19 protein-coding genes are annotated in these 17,684 nt (G+C 45.2%); 9 read left to right on the top strand and 10 right to left on the bottom strand.

Annotated features, from left to right (window positions below; translation table 11 throughout):
• Window positions 1-3: 3 nt before the first annotated feature.
• Genes lptA through OC443_RS16775 form a run of 5 tightly spaced genes read right to left on the bottom strand, consistent with a single transcriptional unit; the run spans window position 4 to window position 3,565 of the window.
• On the bottom strand, window positions 4-492 hold the full coding sequence (gene lptA, locus OC443_RS16795) for a lipopolysaccharide transport periplasmic protein LptA (RefSeq protein ID WP_073579776.1): 489 nt from the start codon (window positions 490-492) through the stop codon (window positions 4-6).
• Window positions 473-1,036: an LPS export ABC transporter periplasmic protein LptC gene (gene lptC / locus OC443_RS16790; protein WP_073579777.1), complete on the bottom strand. Its 564-nt coding sequence runs from the start codon at window positions 1,034-1,036 to the stop codon at window positions 473-475. Before lptC ends, lptA begins: the two co-directional genes overlap by 20 nt.
• Window positions 1,033-1,590 (bottom strand): 3-deoxy-manno-octulosonate-8-phosphatase KdsC, encoded by a 558-nt coding sequence (gene kdsC / locus OC443_RS16785; protein ID WP_073579778.1) that lies wholly within the window; start codon window positions 1,588-1,590, stop codon window positions 1,033-1,035. Before kdsC ends, lptC begins: the two co-directional genes overlap by 4 nt.
• A complete protein-coding gene (locus OC443_RS16780; protein ID WP_073579779.1) occupies window positions 1,590-2,564 on the bottom strand; it encodes a KpsF/GutQ family sugar-phosphate isomerase in 975 nt (324 codons plus the stop codon). Before OC443_RS16780 ends, kdsC begins: the two co-directional genes overlap by 1 nt.
• 35 nt (window positions 2,565-2,599) lie before the next feature.
• The gene (locus tag OC443_RS16775; protein WP_073579780.1) at window positions 2,600-3,565 is read right to left on the bottom strand and encodes a calcium/sodium antiporter; all 966 of its coding nucleotides are present in this window, start codon (window positions 3,563-3,565) and stop codon (window positions 2,600-2,602) included.
• Between the two features lie 345 nt (window positions 3,566-3,910).
• On the opposite strand from OC443_RS16775, the gene mlaF reads away from it, so the two are divergent.
• The 8 genes from mlaF to OC443_RS16735 all read left to right on the top strand — a co-directional run bounded on the left by mlaF (window position 3,911) and on the right by OC443_RS16735 (window position 9,371).
• Complete coding sequence (gene mlaF / locus OC443_RS16770) at window positions 3,911-4,714, top strand: phospholipid ABC transporter ATP-binding protein MlaF (protein WP_073579805.1); 804 nt, start codon at window positions 3,911-3,913, stop codon at window positions 4,712-4,714.
• Entirely contained in the window at window positions 4,704-5,495 is a 792-nt protein-coding gene (mlaE, locus tag OC443_RS16765; protein ID WP_073579781.1) for a lipid asymmetry maintenance ABC transporter permease subunit MlaE, read from the top strand. The genes mlaF and mlaE overlap by 11 nt, the downstream gene beginning before the upstream one ends.
• 2 nt (window positions 5,496-5,497) lie before the next feature.
• Window positions 5,498-6,010 (top strand): outer membrane lipid asymmetry maintenance protein MlaD, encoded by a 513-nt coding sequence (gene mlaD, locus OC443_RS16760; protein ID WP_073579782.1) that lies wholly within the window; start codon window positions 5,498-5,500, stop codon window positions 6,008-6,010.
• 5 nt (window positions 6,011-6,015) lie between these two features.
• On the top strand, window positions 6,016-6,660 hold the full coding sequence (locus tag OC443_RS16755) for an MlaC/ttg2D family ABC transporter substrate-binding protein (RefSeq protein WP_073579783.1): 645 nt from the start codon (window positions 6,016-6,018) through the stop codon (window positions 6,658-6,660).
• Entirely contained in the window at window positions 6,657-6,965 is a 309-nt protein-coding gene (locus OC443_RS16750; RefSeq protein ID WP_073579784.1) for an STAS domain-containing protein, read from the top strand. Before OC443_RS16755 ends, OC443_RS16750 begins: the two co-directional genes overlap by 4 nt.
• A gap of 13 nt (window positions 6,966-6,978) precedes the next feature.
• Window positions 6,979-7,233 carry a BolA family iron metabolism protein IbaG gene (gene ibaG / locus OC443_RS16745; protein WP_073579785.1) on the top strand — a complete coding sequence of 85 codons (255 nt, stop codon included), beginning with the start codon at window positions 6,979-6,981 and terminating at the stop codon, window positions 7,231-7,233.
• 14 nt (window positions 7,234-7,247) lie between these two features.
• A complete protein-coding gene (murA, locus tag OC443_RS16740; RefSeq protein ID WP_073579786.1) occupies window positions 7,248-8,507 on the top strand; it encodes a UDP-N-acetylglucosamine 1-carboxyvinyltransferase in 1,260 nt (419 codons plus the stop codon).
• Window positions 8,508-8,621: 114 nt separating this feature from the next.
• Entirely contained in the window at window positions 8,622-9,371 is a 750-nt protein-coding gene (locus OC443_RS16735; protein WP_073579806.1) for a 1-acylglycerol-3-phosphate O-acyltransferase, read from the top strand.
• A gap of 73 nt (window positions 9,372-9,444) precedes the next feature.
• On the opposite strand, the gene OC443_RS16730 is transcribed toward OC443_RS16735, so the two are convergent.
• The 5 genes from OC443_RS16730 to OC443_RS16710 all read right to left on the bottom strand — a co-directional run bounded on the left by OC443_RS16730 (window position 9,445) and on the right by OC443_RS16710 (window position 14,256).
• Window positions 9,445-9,834, bottom strand: a complete 390-nt coding sequence (locus OC443_RS16730) for a RidA family protein (protein WP_073579787.1) — start codon at window positions 9,832-9,834, stop codon at window positions 9,445-9,447.
• Between the two features lie 111 nt (window positions 9,835-9,945).
• Window positions 9,946-10,410: an aspartate carbamoyltransferase regulatory subunit gene (gene pyrI, locus OC443_RS16725; RefSeq protein ID WP_073579788.1), complete on the bottom strand. Its 465-nt coding sequence runs from the start codon at window positions 10,408-10,410 to the stop codon at window positions 9,946-9,948.
• 16 nt (window positions 10,411-10,426) lie between these two features.
• On the bottom strand, window positions 10,427-11,356 hold the full coding sequence (pyrB, locus tag OC443_RS16720) for an aspartate carbamoyltransferase (protein ID WP_073579789.1): 930 nt from the start codon (window positions 11,354-11,356) through the stop codon (window positions 10,427-10,429).
• Between the two features lie 400 nt (window positions 11,357-11,756).
• Window positions 11,757-12,761 (bottom strand): ornithine carbamoyltransferase, encoded by a 1,005-nt coding sequence (locus OC443_RS16715; RefSeq protein ID WP_073579807.1) that lies wholly within the window; start codon window positions 12,759-12,761, stop codon window positions 11,757-11,759.
• Window positions 12,762-12,879: 118 nt separating this feature from the next.
• A complete protein-coding gene (locus OC443_RS16710) occupies window positions 12,880-14,256 on the bottom strand; it encodes a PhoH family protein (protein ID WP_073579790.1) in 1,377 nt (458 codons plus the stop codon).
• 497 nt (window positions 14,257-14,753) lie between these two features.
• On the opposite strand from OC443_RS16710, the gene rapA reads away from it, so the two are divergent.
• The gene (gene rapA / locus OC443_RS16705) at window positions 14,754-17,645 is read left to right on the top strand and encodes an RNA polymerase-associated protein RapA (protein WP_073579791.1); all 2,892 of its coding nucleotides are present in this window, start codon (window positions 14,754-14,756) and stop codon (window positions 17,643-17,645) included.
• Window positions 17,646-17,684 lie beyond the last annotated feature (39 nt).

Below are 17,684 nucleotides of genomic sequence, written 5' to 3'. Positions count from 1 at the left end.
CGATTATTTACTTACAGCTTGTGGTTGCAGAACGGTGGATACCCGGCTGCTGGAATTTCCGTCTGCAATCAATTTTTGTGCAGATATTTTATAGCGGATTGTCGTGCTGCGAATGACGCTGTCATCCTGAGAAAGCATGGCTTTTTCAGACATTGTCAGTTGATCATTACGCATCTGATAAGTCAGTGTTTTGGCTTCGCCATACAGTGTCTTACCTTCATCAGTCAGCTGAGAAAACGTAGCCAGATTACCGAATCCACGAATTTCTTTTATATTGCCTTCTTCACGCGTTACAACCAGTTTGTCTGCATGAATACTGATACTACCTTGTTTCAGTGTCACATTTCCGATGAACGTCACCTGATTATTTTTTAAATCAAGCTGCTGACTGTCAGAGTCGATATAAACTGGTTGTTCGGTATCATTCGATAGAGCAAAAACACAGCTTGACGCAAACAGGCATGTGATCAGGCTAAGGTGCGATATTTTCATATTTACCCTGTACATGGTTGTAAAGTAGAGCAGAATGATTGGAAAAATTACCTTTCATTGCCTGCCCTGTGATTTCAAACTGAACCCCGTTTAGCCGGACAGGCGTTTCCGTCCAGAAGTCACGATTTCCTAATTGTATACTTAACCGGGCTGTTGACATTTCATCGAAGCTTGAATCTTCGAGTAAGTTTTTAGCCAGCACTCTGTCATAAAGTGTCAGCACTTTATTTTTGGTTAAAATCCCTCGTTGTGCGGTAATTTCCCACTCAAGCTGATCGCCGTTTCTGTAGACGCGCAATGTCGGAGATTTAAAAATGGTATTACCGCTCCGGGAGTAATAGTCCAGGTGAACAGCCGTAATTATATGATTCCTTACCCCTTGCGCATCATATGAGATATTTGAAATTCGGTCACCACTAAACATGGGTAATTCCAGGTTTGGAGTGACCTGTATATCTGCAGCATCGTAGTTGTCCAGCAAGTAATATGCGGACCAACATATCACAAAAAATAGCAGGATATACATGACACGAGACAAACTCATATACTCAGGCCTTTATGCGTATCCAGCTCACCACGAGCTTCCAGGATTAAATCACAAACTTCCCTGACCGCACCATATCCACCATTGATAGTTGTGACATAATTAGCTCTGCGTGCTAAGAGCGGGTGTCCGTCGGCGACACACACTTTGAGTCCAACCCGCTTCATTACTGGCCAGTCGATCAGGTCATCGCCAATATACCCGGTGTTCTCAGGCAATACTTTCAATTGTTCACAGATATCCTGATAGGCTTTCACCTTGTCATCCTGTCCCTGATAAACCAGAGATATTCCTAAAGCTTTCATCCGGTCTTCGACGATTTGAGATTTTCGTCCCGTGATGATCGCAATATGAACACCTGCATTCATCAGGGATTTAAGACCGTATCCATCCCGTGTATGAAATGTTTTCAGCTCTTCTCCCTGATTACCCATATATATGCGGCCGTCAGAGAGAACACCATCCACATCACAGATCAACAGTTGTATTTCAGAAGCAATGTCCCAGATTTCAGATTCAACGGGACCATATAATGTTTCAATCTTATTGCTCACTACATTACTCCGGCTTTCAGAAGATCATGCATATTGAGGGCTCCAGCCAGTTGTCCGTTTTGGATCAGCATCAACCCGTTAATTCTTTTTTCCTGCATCAGATTTAAACCTTCCACAGCGAGCATATTCGGTGTCGCTGTGACCGGATGAGTGACCATAACATCCATAATTTTGGCATCATGAATGTCGATTCGCTTATCCAGAATTCTCCGGAGGTCACCATCGGTGAAAATGCCAAGTAATGATTCATTCTGGTCGATAACAGCGGTCATCCCCAAACCTTTTTGGCTGATTTCCAGTAATGCATCCTTAATTAAAGCATCCGGATAAACTTTTGGCAGCTCATCGCCGGTGTGCATGATGTCTTCAAGCTTGAGTAATAACTTACGCCCCAATGCTCCACCGGGGTGAGATAGTGCAAAGTCTTCTTTCGTGAAACCCCGGGCCTGGAGTAAGGTAATCGCCAGCGCATCTCCCATCACCAGCGTTGCCGTGGCACTTGAAGTCGGTGCGAGACCGAGTGGGCATGCTTCTTCCGGCACCGAAACCCGGAGATGACAGTCAGATAATTTTGCCATATTGGAAAGGGGGTTGCCGGTCATGGAAATTATTTTGATTGAACGACGTTTCAGGACAGGATAAAGCGACAGTATTTCTGATGACTCACCGGAGTAAGAGATGGCAATCACAGTGTCGCCTTCCGAAATCATGCCCAAATCACCGTGAGCGGCTTCACCGGGATGGACAAAAAAAGCGGGTGTTCCGGTACTTGCCAGTGTTGCAGCAATTTTTTTTCCAATATGTCCGGATTTACCCATTCCCATCACAATGACTTTGCCTGCAGTGTTATGGAGTACCATTTCACAGGCCTTACAGAAATCATCATCGAAAAAATTTTCAAGTTGTTGCAGGCCTTTAATTTCAATTGTGAGTACTTGTTTTGCAAAGCTTTTATAATCAAAACACTGTGACATTTTTAACCCCGTTTATCACGATTTCATTTCTATATTCAGGCGGTCATATTCATAAACAGATAAGTCTGATAGGCAACAAAAATAAGGAATAACACCAGTCCTTCAATCCGGTTAATACTTTTGGATTTACCCAGAGACATCACCACCAACAGTAAGGACAGAATTAACATGACCCAAAAGTCACGGCCCATTGCATACTCACTCAGTACAGATGGATTGATAATGCCGGGAATGCCCATGACTGCCAGGATATTAAAGACGTTTGAGCCGATAATGTTTCCGACGGCCATATCGTCTTCACCTTTGAGAACTCCCGCCAGTGAGGCCGCCAGTTCAGGTAAGCTGGTTCCGATGGCAATGATGGTCAGCCCGATGACCAAATCACTCATTCCGAAGAACTTTGCAATAAAAACGGCATTATTGACTAACATATCTGCTGAAACAGGCAACAGGAGCAATCCGATAATCAGCCAGAAAACGGCTTTCTTTGTATCAACCCCTTCCGGAACTTCTGATTCTTGTTCAGAGACTAATGCATCTCCTTTTTTCTTTTCTTTTCTGCTGATGTTCAGCATGGTGATAATAAAAAGAAAAAATAACACAAACAGGAGTACGCCTTCGCCGAATCCTAAATTGCCGTCCCATAAAATAAATCCGGCTACCAGTGTGACTCCAATCATGAGAGGAAGTTCTCTCCGGAGTAAGCCGGAACTGATAGAAAGCGGTTTAATCAGTGCGGTTACTCCCAAAATCAGGGCAATATTCGCAATATTTGAACCTAAAACATTACCGACAGCCGTATCGGTTTTGTCAGCAAGAGCTGCAGTTGCTGACACCATCATTTCAGGTGCTGAGGAGCCCATGGCTAAGATCGTCATTCCGATAACCAGAGGAGAGATGCCTATATTTCTGGCAAGCGCAGCAGCGCCAAAAACAAGCCTGTCAGCACTCCAGACTAATAAAATAAGCCCGACAATTAATAAACCAACGGCGGTAAGCATGAAGTTCCTCGTGAATATTCATAAAATATTTAACCGCTTATTGTGACCTTTTGGGGTTAAAAAGGAAAGTGTATTCTGAGTCGCGGTGCTGTTTTATTTATCTGTTTTTTATCTTATCTACTCTCATGTTGATGTGTAGTATGATGGCCCACAGATTCTGAATTCCCGGTTGATGCACTATATGCTTATTGTATCATTCGCATGATGATTTTTTAGGGAAGCAGTTGTTATCGGACATTTGTAAAGAAAAGTAACTCAATTGAACGTTGCTTTTAATTTTCTGATATTCTGCTTATGATTGATCTCTTTTTGTTATTCAACTATATAGCAAGAGCTATGACGCTTATGTCTGAATCAGATTTAATAACGATTAACCACCTGACTTTTTCCCGTAACGGCAGAAAGATATTTGATGATGTGACTTTGCGGGTTCCGAAAGGGAAGGTGACGGCAATCATGGGGCCTTCCGGTATCGGGAAAACCACATTGCTCCGGCTGATTGGCGGTCAGCTGCAACCTGAATCCGGGGAAATCTGGTTTGATGGTGTGGATATACCTGCGTTAAACCGTAAAACACTCTATCAGGCCCGAAAACGAATGAGTATGTTGTTTCAGTCTGGTGCTTTGTTTACAGATTTAAATGTTTTTGACAATGTTGCCTTCCCGTTGAGAGAACATACACAACTGAACGAAAGTTTGATTCGTTCCCTGGTGTTGCTGAAGCTGGAAGCCGTTGGATTACGGGGGGCTGCAGAATTGATGCCCAGTGAACTCTCCGGAGGTATGGCCCGCAGAGCTGCACTGGCAAGAGCGATTGCTTTAGATCCGGAATTGATCATGTATGATGAGCCGTTTGTTGGCCAGGATCCGATGACGATGGGGGTTTTGGTTGAATTGATTAGTAATCTCAATCAGGCACTGGGCTTAACATCGGTTGTGGTTTCACATGATGTGCCGGAAGTGATGAGTATTGCTGACTGGGTTTATCTTTTAGCCGATGGAAAAGTGATTGCGGAAGGAACCACAGAGTCATTGAGGCAGAATTCAGATCCAAGAGTGCAACAATTTTTACTGGGTAAAGCGGACGGGCCCGTCCCTTTCCGTTATCCGGCCAGATCTCTTGAAGAGGATTTATTTAATGTTGGCTAATATTATTCAGTACATTTCTCAGATTGGTCAGCGGACTCTCAATACATGCGAGGTATTTGGACGGGCGTCTCTGGTCCTTGTCGGTGCGTTAGTCAGCCGTCCGCAGCCGGTTAAAAATTTCCCGCTGCTGATTAAGCAATTACACAGCATCGGTGTGCTGTCGATGGCTATTATTATCGTATCCGGCCTGTTCATAGGCATGGTATTGAGCTTACAGGGATATGTGATTTTAGTTGGCTACGGTGCTGAAGGCAGCCTGGGACAGTTAGTCGCACTTTCCTTATTAAGGGAATTAGGCCCGGTTGTGACTGCGCTGTTATTTGCCGGGCGGGCGGGGTCAGCGCTGACGGCAGAAATCGGCCTGATGAAAGCGACGGAGCAATTGTCCAGTTTAGAAATGATGGCTGTGGATCCGTTGAAACGGGTCGTCGCACCCCGGTTTTGGGCGGGTGTTATTTCGATGCCCTTACTGGCAATGATTTTTATGGCTGTCGGCATTTGGGGCGGACAGCTGGTTGGTGTCGACTGGAAAGGGATCGATTACGGTAGTTTTTGGTCGGCAATGCAATCTTCTGTTGAGCTGGGACAGGACATTGGTAATAGTGCGATTAAGTGCATTATCTTTGCTTTTACAGTGATGTGGATTGCTTTATTCAATGGTTATGATGCAGTGCCAACATCAGAAGGGATCAGCCGTGCGACGACAAAAACGGTGGTCAATTCGTCTCTGGCTGTATTAGGACTTGATTTTGTTTTAACTGCATTGATGTTCGGGAATTAAACATGCAACAAACACGTAAAATAGAATTTTGGGTTGGTAGTTTTGTTTTAGCCGGAATTTGCGCAATTTTGGTCATGATTTTTCAGGTTGCTGATGTAAAAGGCTTCGGAACCAAGGATACTTACCAGCTCACGGCTGAGTTTGATAATGTCGGCAATTTAAAAGTGCGTTCTCCGGTCAAAGTCGGAGGCGTTGTTGTCGGGCATGTGACCCACATTGGTCTGGATAAAGACACGCTAAGACCTTTGGTCAGCCTGGTGATAGAAACGCAGTATAACCAGTTCCCGGATAACTCGAGTGTACAGATTTTAACTGCCGGGTTGATTGGAGAGCAATATATCGGTCTGGTTCCCGGGTTTATTTGGGGAGATGAAACAGACATGTTGTCAGACGGAGATCGGATTGAAGATACAAAGTCAGCGTTAGTTCTTGAAAATTTAATTGGTCAGTTTCTTTATCGTCTTGGCGGTAAGGATGATGAAAAAGATACATCTGGTGAGAAAGATAAGGAGTAAGCCAAATGTGGAGTCGATATATTTTACCGTTGTTGATATTGTTTATTTCATCGGCAGGTTTTGCTCAAAATCAGCCTGCATTGGATATGACGCATCCTTATCAGATGATCAAAGATGTTTCCAATCAAACCTTTGCCCGTCTGAAAGCTGAACAGACGCAAATTCATCAGGATCCGAATCATTTAAAAGTGATTGTAGAAAAAGAACTGATGCCTTACGTCAATACAAAGTATGCAGCACTGAAACTTTTAGGCTCGAATCTGAAGGGGGCTAAAAAGAGTGATGTCATGACATTTATTGATGCATTTCACGGATACCTGGTGACCAGTTATGCTCAGGTTTTAACCCAGTATCAGGATCAGAAGATTCAGTTTGGTCCTGCGCCAAAAATTGGCGCGAAAGACAAAATTACCCGGGTTTATCTGGACATCATTGATACACCAAATCCAAATATCAAACTAGAATTTAAATTAAGAAAATTTAAATCAGGAAACTGGCAGGCGTATGATCTGATAGCAGAAGGTATCAGTTTATTATCGAGTAAGCGCTCAGAGTGGAGCGGGAAAATTCGCAGTGAAGGAATTCTTTCTGTTGCTAATGAGCTGAAAGAGCTTGCCGGGCAACCGATCAAGTTTGAGAAAAAGTCATGATTCCATCTCAATGGCACCAGGAAAATTCAGCGAAAATCTGCCTTCGGGGCGTGTTAGATCGTGATCAGGTTCCTGAACTATGGTCATATGCTGAATCCTGGGTACCTGAAGAAAATCAGATAGAACTTTCGCTGAAAGACGTCGGACGTGTTGATTCTGCCGGCATGGTTTTTCTCATCCACTTAATAGAGCATGCAAAAAAACAAAACTGTCATATAATGCTACGCTTTGTACCTGAGCAACTCGTTACTTTGCTTCAGTTAAGTCGGGTTGATTCGCTTTTAATGAACCATATAAAAAATTAATCAGGGGTATTCAGTGGATAGTGCAGAAGTAGAACAGATATTATCTGAAGCACTCCAGCTTCACGAGATTCATGTTAAGGGTGAAGGGAGTCAGTTTGAAGTCATTGCAATTGATGCGTGTTTTGAAAATATGAACCGGGTTAAGAAACAACAGTTCATCTATGCACCGTTAATGTCATATATCCAAAATAATGATATTCATGCAATCTCAATTAAAGCTTATACCCCGGCTGAATGGGAGCGTGACAGAAAACTCATGTCTCTTTAAGGTATCTTAGTGTGATGGATAAATTCAGAGTCACCGGATCTGACACCCCGCTTCAGGGGGAGGTCATGATATCCGGTGCAAAAAATGCAGCTTTACCGATATTATTTGCTTCAATCCTGGCGGAAGAACCTGTTGAAGTCGCGAATGTGCCTCACTTACGTGACATTGATACGACGATGTCTTTACTGGAGTGTCTGGGTGCAACAGTGGAACGCAATGGCTCAGTTCATGTCGATCCTGGTCAGATTAATCAATACTGTGCACCCTATGAGCTGGTTAAAACGATGCGGGCTTCTATCTGGGCGCTTGGGCCGCTTGTTGCCCGTTTTGGTCATGGGCAGGTTTCTCTGCCTGGTGGATGTGCGATCGGTGCCCGTCCGGTTGATCTGCATATTCATGGTCTGGAACAACTGGGTGCTCAAATCAAACTTGAAGATGGTTATGTCAAAGCTTCTGTCGATGGCCGTTTAAAAGGCGCCCATATCGTTATGGGCAAAGTCAGCGTAGGTGCAACGATCACTGTGATGTGTGCTGCGACGCTGGCTGAAGGAACGACTGTTCTTGATAACGCCGCCCGTGAGCCGGAAATCATTGATACCGCCATGTTCCTTAATACATTGGGCGCTAAAATTTCGGGTGCTGGTACAGACACGATTACGATTGAAGGTGTAGAACGATTAGGGGGCGGTCGTCACCGTGTGGTTTCTGATCGGATTGAAACCGGAACCTTCCTTGTTGCTGCTGCTGTTTCAGGCGGGAAAATTATCTGCCGGAATACAAGTGCACATTTGCTGGAATCCGTTCTGGCTAAACTGGAGGAAGCCGGAGCAGCCATTGAAACCGGAGATGACTGGATTTCTCTCGATATGACCGGTCGTTCTTTACGGGCTGTCTCGGTCAGGACGGCGCCGTATCCGGGGTTTCCGACTGATATGCAGGCACAGTTTACGTTGTTGAATATGATAGCGAAAGGCAGTGGTGTGATTACCGAGACTATATTTGAAAACCGCTTCATGCATGTACCTGAATTAATGCGAATGGGTGCAAGAGCTGAGATTGAAGGGAATACGGTTATCTGTGGAGATGTTGATGTGCTGAGTGGTGCTCAGGTCATGGCAACGGATCTGAGAGCTTCAGCGAGTCTGGTGATTGCCGGCTGCATCGCAAAAGGTGAAACTATCGTTGATCGTATTTACCATATTGATCGGGGCTATGAACGTATTGAAGATAAATTATCAGCTCTTGGTGCTAAGATTGAGCGCGTCGCCGGGTAATTGTTGATACTGAGCTGATGAAAGTATATCTTGAGAGCCGAAACGCAGGTTTCGGCTTTTTTATTGTTGTGAGTTTATCAGAGACAGGTTCAGATAAACTTTATGGGGGAAATAATGATTGCATTGGTGCGTGTAGTAATTGTTGCTGTTCTGGCGACTTTGATGTTTGTTTTGGGATGTGGTTATTGTTTGCTGTTCAGCCCCCGTAATCCGAAACATGTTTATACTTTTGGGCGTCTTTTCGCACGGATGTCCGGAATATTTGGTATTCAGCTGGAACTGAGAATACCGGAAGATTTTCTGAAAGAACCCAGTCAGAATATTTATATTGCCAATCATCAGAGTAACTGGGATATGTTTACTGTGTCTTCAGCGGTGACGCCTAAAGTTGTGACGGTTGGTAAGAAGAGCCTTGCCTGGTTGCCTTTATTCGGACAACTGTACTGGCTAACCGGTAATATACTGATTGACCGGGCAAACCGGACAAAAGCAAAAGGTACCATTGATCAGGTCATTGATTCATTGAAAAAGACAGATGTGTCCATTTGGATGTTTCCTGAAGGTACACGCTCAAGAGGTCGGGGAATGCTACCTTTTAAAACAGGGGCTTTCCATGCGGCAATCGGGGCTGGCGTGCCAATCGTGCCGATTGTATGCAGTTCAACGGGGCATTTAAAACTGAATCGCTGGAATAACGGGCATGTCATTGTAGAAATAATGAAGCCGGTTTCAACTGAGTCATATAGCAGAGAAAATGTTCGTCAGTTGGCGCAGCATTGCCAGCAGCTCATGAAAGACAAGCTGGAAGCGCTTGATTCAGAAGTGGAAAAACTGAATCACGGGCAGGTGAAAAGCAATTGTTGAGTTTTTACAAACATAAAAAACGGCAGGTAATATTGGTGTCACCTGCCGTCTCAAAACATCAGAGCACATTCGATTATTGACGAACTGCAATGGCCTCAATTTCGATACCGACATCTTTCGGTAATCTTGCCACTTCAACGCAAGAGCGTGCAGGGTAATGAGCGACATCGTGCTCGTCGAAGAATTTGCCATAGACTTCATTCACTGTCCCAAAATCATTCAGGTCTTTCACGAAGACAGTCATTTTGATGATATCTGAAACCTTTAACCCGGAAGATTCGATAATGGCTTTGACGTTTTCTAATGACTGGCGAGCCTGAGCCGTAATTTCTGCCGGAATTTCTCCGGTAGCCGGATTCACAGGGATTTGTCCTGAAGTCATCACCATGTTACCTAAGTCAACGCCCTGAACATAAGGACCGATTGCCGCAGGGGCGGATTCAGTATGAAGAACTTTTGTCATTTTTATCTATCCATCTTTCATTTTACATTATCGTATCAGTTTGCCCTGAATGCCCGGTAAGGTAAAGGACAATCCATGCTTTGGTGCGGGATTGCCCTGATTCGGTGTGGATTATAATCTTTCAGTCAATATCTCTCTTGAAAATACCTTTTCACAGTATTTGCATTTGAGTCTGACTTCACCATTTTTGTTCGTAATATTAAAACTGCTTTCAACCGGCTCATCATGGGAAATACAGTTAGAGTTTGGGCAACTGAACACATTGTTGACTTTTTCCGGCAGCGCCAGTGCGAGTTTCTTTACCACTTCATAATCCTCAATACGGTTTACAGTTGCGTGAGGGGCGTAAAGTGCCAGCTTTCTGGCCTGAGCTTCGGTAATAAATGTGTTTTCAATTTTGAGCAAATCTTTGGCGCCTAAAGCAGAGGAAGGAAGGTTCAGGCCAATGGTTACTTTTTGCTCTGAATGATGCATTTCAAATAACTTCAGAACTTTGATACCCATCTGTGCCGGAATATGGTCAATTACGGTTCCGTTTTTGATGGCTTCTACCTGCAATTGTGTCTCTTTTACCATGATATATCCTCCTCAGTTACAGAGTGTCATTCAATACTAATGAAAGCAGTGCTTCTCTTGCATACACGCCGTTTTCAGCCTGCTGGAAGAAGTAAGCATGAGGTGTTTTATCGACATCTGTCGTAATTTCATCCACCCGGGGCAGAGGGTGTAATATTTTCATATTTGAGCGGGCATGTTTCAGATGCGCAGCCGTTAAGATGAACGCAGAACGGATATGTGCATATTCCGACTCATCAAAGCGTTCTTTCTGAACCCGGGTCATATACAGAATATCAACCTGAGGAATAACTTCTTCCATATCTGTATGCAGGCTGAAAGGGATGCCGGCATCGTCGAGCTCTTCCAGAATATATTCAGGCATCGCTAACGCATCGGGGGCAATAAAGAAAAAACGATTGTTTTTGAATTTGGCCAGAGCCTGAGTTAAAGAGTGAACAGTGCGCCCGTATTTGAGGTCACCAACAAAGGCTATGTTCAGGTTATCCAGCTGGCTTTGCGTTTCTGAAATGGTAAATAAATCCAGCAGTGTTTGTGTTGGATGCTGATTGGCACCATCTCCGGCATTGATGACCGGCACACCATTAGAAAACTCGGAAGCCAGGCGGGCTGCACCTTCCTGAGGGTGGCGCATCACAAAAGCATCCACATAGGATGAAATCACCTGAACCGAGTCAGATAAAGTTTCTCCCTTCTTGGCCAGAGAAGTGTTGCCGCCATTATCAAACCCGATCACGCTGCCGCCCACTCTCTGAATGGCCGTTTCAAAAGAAAGCCGGGTCCGGGTTGACGGTTCAAAAAAACAGCTTGCGACAACTTTTCCCTTTATCAACTCAGGAGCGGGCTCTGCTTTCAGGCGAGCTGCTTGCTGAACGATTAACTCCAGTTCTTCCCGGGAAAGTTCCGGAATTGAGATGATATGCTTTTTATAAAGCGTATTGGTCATGATCATCCTCCCTGTTACCTTTGATAGACGAGGCTGCAATATCACAGATATCCGCGTTGACTATTTGGGGTACACACATTCTGACAGATAAAAAAAAGCCCCCCGAATCGGGAGGCCCTGAATAATTGATGAAAAGGAAAAAGTCATGCCCGGTAAGCAAGCTGGCTTACCCGGTGTATATTGAAAAACACGATCAATATCGCTAAACATAACTATCTCCCAGACAAATTGCCGGCGATTATACGCTTTACTTTTTGAAGTGCAAGCGATTACATCATACTTTTCCCTGGCTATATTTCAGGAGATATCGGGCGTTCAGGATAATTATTCAGGCATGTGGGATGAAATGGCACATGAGCGTCTGTGCCATTTCATCCCGGGGGATAATGATGCTGATTTGTCAGGCGCCGAGTGTCGCAACCATGACGGCTTTGATTGTATGCATCCGATTTTCTGCCTCATCAAACACAACGGAATGTTCTGATTCAAAAACTTCTTCGGTGACTTCCAGACCATTCATGCCGTATTTTTCAGCGACTTCTTTACCGACGGTTGTTTCATCATTATGGAATGCTGGCAGACAGTGCATAAATTTTACATGCGGATTACCGGTTTTTTTCAGCATATCCATAGTGACCTGATAAGGTTTCATCACGGCAACCCGTTCATCCCAGGCTTCAGCTGACTCACCCATGGAAACCCAGACATCGGTATACAGGAAGTCGCATCCTTTCACCCCGGCATCCACATCTTCCGTCAGAGTAATGGTGCCTCCGGTTGATTCTGCAATGTCGCGACACTGTTGAACCAGTTCATCTTCAGGCCAGAATGCTTTGGGGGCGACAAGCCGGATGTCCATGCCCATTTTTGCGGCGCCAACCATCAGTGAATTCCCCATATTATTCCGGGCGTCGCCAAGATAGGCGAAAGAGATTTCATTCAGCTTTTTGCCCTGACCATGTTCCTGCATGGTTAAGAAGTCCGCCAGAATCTGGGTTGGGTGAAACTCATCCGTTAAGCCATTCCAGACCGGGACACCGGCATAGGCACCAAGTTCTTCGACAATACTCTGTCCGTAACCACGATACTGAATACCGTCATACATGCGTCCGAGTACTCTGGCGGTGTCTTTCATCGACTCTTTATGGCCAATCTGTGAGCCTGAAGGGCCGATATAAGAAACCTGTGCTCCCTGATCAAATGCGGCAACTTCAAAGGCACAGCGTGTCCGGGTTGATGATTTTTCAAAAATCAGCGCAATATTTTTCCCGGAGAGTTTTTTCTGCTCTGTTCCCGTATATTTTGCATTTTTTAATCCGGCAGCCAGATCAAGTAAAAACCGGATCTCAACAGGTGTGAAATCCAGTAATTTGAGAAAGTTACGATTACGTAAATTAAACGCCATATCATGGTCCTGATAAATGATCATATCTAATGTGGCTAGTAAAACATAAAAAAGCGCCTCTTGTGAATAATTATTTCATTAAGAGGCGCTTTTCTACATATTTTTTCTTTAATTGTGACTATAAATTCTCTTCGGCAAATTTGGCAAGGCGACTTCTGACCACGCCATTCAGGTGAATATTGGCACTGGCGGAGAAGTTTTTAAACTGCTCGACCATATAAGTCAGCCCGGAAGTGACTGGTGTCAGATAATGTGAATCGATCTGAGCCAGATTACCTGAACAGACGATTTTGGTACCTTCGCCACAACGGGTAATGATGGTTTTGATTTGTGATGCTGTTAGATTCTGACATTCATCCAGCAGGACAAATGCATTCTGAATCGAACGTCCCCGCATAAAGTTGATGGATTTAAACTGAATATTCGCTTTATCACAGATGTATTTGAGTGAACCTTCCGTGCAGTGATCATGCTTGTGCAGAGCTTCCAGCGTATCAGTGACTGCGGCCAGCCATGGCATCATTTTTTCTTCTTCAGAGCCAGGCAGGTAACCAATGGATTCTCCGATATCCGGCGTATTCCGGGTCACGATGATTTTATCAAACATCCCTTTTTCTATGGTTTGTTCCAGCGCGGCCGCCAGAGTCAGCAAGGTCTTTCCGCTACCGGCAGCACCGGTCAGAATCACAAGGTCTATTTCCGGGTCGAGTAAGGCATCCATTGCCATCGCCTGATAGACATTTTTCGGCGTAATGTCCCAGGCTTTCCGGTGCATCATCCGCTCCCTGCTCATATCTTTCAGAGTGAGTTTTTCTCCTTCAATATTGTGAACCTGTGCAACAAAATCACTGTCTTCATCAATAAGGAATTGATTAATAAAGGTTGGTTCTAAAGGTTCTTTGTCGAGTGTATGGTAGGTCGTGCCATCCAGGTTATAGCTCTCAACTTCTGAGACTAAATCCCAGAATTTACCGGCGCACTTCTGAAATCCTTTGGTCAGATACTGAATATCATCAATCAGCTGATCGGTCCGGTAATCTTCCACATGAAGCACACCAGCACCTTTGGCCCGCAGCCGCATGTTGATATCTTTGGTCACCAGAACGACCGGCCGGGGAGCTCTTTTATTCTGGATGTAAAGTACGGCATTCAGGATACGGTTATCACCGGCTTTATCGGCAAAGGCTTTAACGGTTTCCTGAAGTTCAAAGTCGGCCAGGATAGAAATCGTACCTGAGTGACTTCCGGTGCCTGAAATCGGAATGCCTTCTGAAATTTCATCGGGGGTGGCATCATGAAAAATGCTTTCAAGTGCCCGGATTGCCACCCGAGCATCTCTGGCAACATCGCGTTTACTGTCTTTGATTTTGTCGAGTTCTTCGAGGACGGTCATTGGGATGACCACATCATGTTCTTGGAAGGAATAGATAGCCAGGGGCTCGTGAAGCAGGATATTGGTATCAAGGACAAACAGTTTCCGTTCGGTATCGCCCATAAGCGTCTCCTTGCCGTTACACGGCATGATAAGAAGAGGAAGCTTGTCTGCAGTGTCATCAGGTCATGATGAACAATCGGTTTGACCCATAGCCTTTATGACGTACTGCAAACCCATTTTTTACTCAATCAATAACAATCAATTTAAAACAAAGCATGATTTATGCCGGTTTAAATGCTACTTGTGTATCTGAAAAACCTGGTGTACCCGATATACATTATCTGAATGATAAAATAAGTATAATCGCAAGCGCCTGTTCTGTTCAAACACGGTTACTGTTTATTACAAATGCCATTCTTTTTTTACACTTTTGTGTCTTTTTAAAATATTCACTTCCTTTCAGCAGATTCACGTGACCTGTCTCACGCCATCAAGTAAGATGAGCGCCATTTTTCTGCATCCTGCAGAAATAACCATCATAATGAAGTGACTTGGCAGAATGGCCTGCGAAGTTCACTGGGGTCTGGCAATCAGGTATTAGGTGAGGTGTTCAATTCATGACTTTTGCGTTAGGGCAGCGTTGGATTAGTGATACAGAGAGTGACTTAGGATTAGGTACGGTTGTTGGATTAGAAGAAAGAACCGTGACGCTGATGTTTGCCGCATCAGAAGAAAACCGGGTTTATGCACGTCATGATGCGCCAGTTACCCGGGTGATTTTTCATTCGGGAGATATCGTTGATAGTCAGGAAGGATGGTCACTGCTGATCGAGCAGGTGAATGAAAATGACGGGATTTTGACGTATGTCGGGATTCGTCAGGATACACAAGCGCAGATCGAACTGCGGGAAGTATTTCTCAGCCATCAGATTCGTTTTAATAAACCTCAGGATAAGCTGTTTGCCGGTCAGGTTGACCGGATGGATAACTTTGTCCTGCGTTACCATGCGCTGCAAAACCAGTATCAGCAAAGCAAAAGTCCGATGCGTGGCCTGTGTGGCGGGCGGGTTGGCCTGATTCCTCATCAGCTTTATATTGCACAGGAAGTTGGCCGGCGTCATGCGCCCCGGGTACTTTTAGCGGACGAAGTCGGCTTAGGTAAAACCATTGAAGCCGGTATGATCATCCATCAGCAGGTTCTGCTGGGGCGTGCTGAAAGAGTCTTGATCGTTGTACCGGAAACGCTTCAGTATCAGTGGCTGGTTGAAATGATGCGGCGCTTCAATCTGCATTTCTCAATTTTTGATGAAGAACGCTGTGTTGAATCTGAGCTGGATAGTCCGAATCCTTTCGATTCCCAGCAATACATTCTTTGTTCTCTGGATTTCTTCCGCCGTTATGAAAGGCGCCATCAACAGGCGTTAGCAGTTCACTGGGATTTGCTGGTGGTCGATGAAGCCCATCATCTTGAATGGCAGATTGATAACCCAAGCCCTGAATATTTAATGATTGAAGCGCTGGCGAAACAGATTTCCGGCGTTTTATTGCTGACCGCAACGCCTGAACAACTGGGGCGTGAGAGTCACTTTGCCCGCTTGAGACTGCTTGATCCGGATCGCTTTTATGACTTTGATGCATTTATCCGGGAAGAAGAGCAGTACATCCCGGTAGCTGAGGCGGTGTCTGCACTATCTGAAGCCAAACCACTGTCTGATGAGGCCAAAAATCATATTGTTGAGCTGCTTTCTGAGCAGGATGTTGAGCCGTTATTCAGAATAATCGACAGTAATGCCGGAGAAGATGAAAAAGAGAGCGCCCGCAGAGAATTGATGAATAATCTGATGGACCGTCACGGAACCGGCCGGGTGCTGTTCCGGAATACCAGAGCATCGATTCAGGGCTTCCCGCAACGTCGGGTTCACCTGGAGCCACAGGCATTGCCGGATGCTTATCAGAAAATAAAGTACCCGGAGCCGGATGTTCAATCTGAAAAACGGGTGTTGCATACCCGGCTTTATCCTGAAAGTATTTTTCAGGGGATTCTGCAAATGTGGTGGGAGCTTGACCCCCGGGTTGACTGGCTGATAGAAAAAGCAAAAACCAAACGTTCAGAAAAAATTCTGGTGATTGCCTCCAGAGCTGCAACAGCACTGGATCTGGAGCAGGCACTGCGCGAGCGGGAAGGTATCCGTGCGACGGTTTTCCATGAAGGCATGTCAATTCTTGAAAGAGATAAAGCATCCGCTTATTTTGCGCAGGAAGAAGGCGGCGCTCAGGTGCTGATTTGTAGTGAGATTGGCTCGGAAGGGCGGAATTTCCAGTTTGCCAGCCAGTTGGTGATGTTTGATCTGCCGATGAATCCGGATCTGCTGGAGCAACGGATTGGCCGTTTAGACCGGATTGGCCAGAAAAACGATATTGATATTCATGTGCCTTATCTTGAAGGAACGGCACAGGAAACACTGGCTCAGTGGTTCCACGAAGGGCTGAATGCTTTTATTGAAACCTGTCCGACGGGGACCGCGGTGTTTGAACGCTTTGCCGGTGCTGTAAAGGAACAGCTGATTTCCGGAGACGCTTCTGCGTTGGAAGAGTTAATTTCAGAAACCCGTCATCTGAATCAGGAACTGAAAAAGGAACTTGAGCACGGGCGTGACCGGCTTCTGGAAATGCATTCTCATGGCGGTGATAAAGCGCAGAAAATCGTTGAGAAGATTTCTGCCAAAGACGGTGACAGCGAATTGATTACCTTCTCTTTTGGGCTGTTTGATACGATTGGCCTGAATCAGGATGATTGTGGTGAGAATTCACTCGTCATTACCCCTTCTGAGCATATGCTGGTGCCAAGTTATCCCGGTTTACCCAGTGATGGGGCAACCGTGACATTTGAGCGTGACGTTGCTTTATCCCGTGAAGATATTCATTTTATCACCTGGGAACATCCGATGATTCAGGGCGGTATTGATTTGATTTTCAGTGAGGGTGTCGGAACCTCTGCTGTGTCTCTGCTCAAGAACAAAGCGCTGCCTGTCGGAACGGTATTACTCGAACTGATTTATGTGGTGGATGCGCAGGCACCGAAGAAAAGCGGTATCAGCCGTTTCTTACCGAAAACGCCGATTCGTCTGATGCTGGATGCGCGCGGCAATGATTTGTCAGGTCAGGTTGAGTTTGAAGGCTTCAACCGGCAGCTGAGTCCGGTGAATCGTCACATTGCCAATAAGCTGGTGACGTCGGTGCAAAATGAAGTGCATCAGTTAATTGAAACCAGTGAAACAATGATTGAAGCGCGGGTTGATCTGGTGCGTCAGGAAGCACAGAAAGAGATGGAAACCGTGCTGAATGAAGAGCTGGAACGGCTGCTGGCACTGAAAGCGGTGAACCCGAATATCCGGGAGGATGAAATTACGCTGCTGGAAACGCAGATCTCGGAGCTGACTACTTATATTCAGCGGGCACAGTATCAGCTGGATTCATTGCGGTTGATTATGGTGTCACATAACGGCTGATTTGGTTTTTGAATGTCAGGATGCCCGGTTTTGTGCCGG

It is taken from the genome of Vibrio quintilis, from assembly GCF_024529975.1.
Classification (GTDB): domain Bacteria; phylum Pseudomonadota; class Gammaproteobacteria; order Enterobacterales; family Vibrionaceae; genus Vibrio; species Vibrio quintilis.
This window is presented reverse-complemented; position numbering and strand designations above follow the sequence as displayed.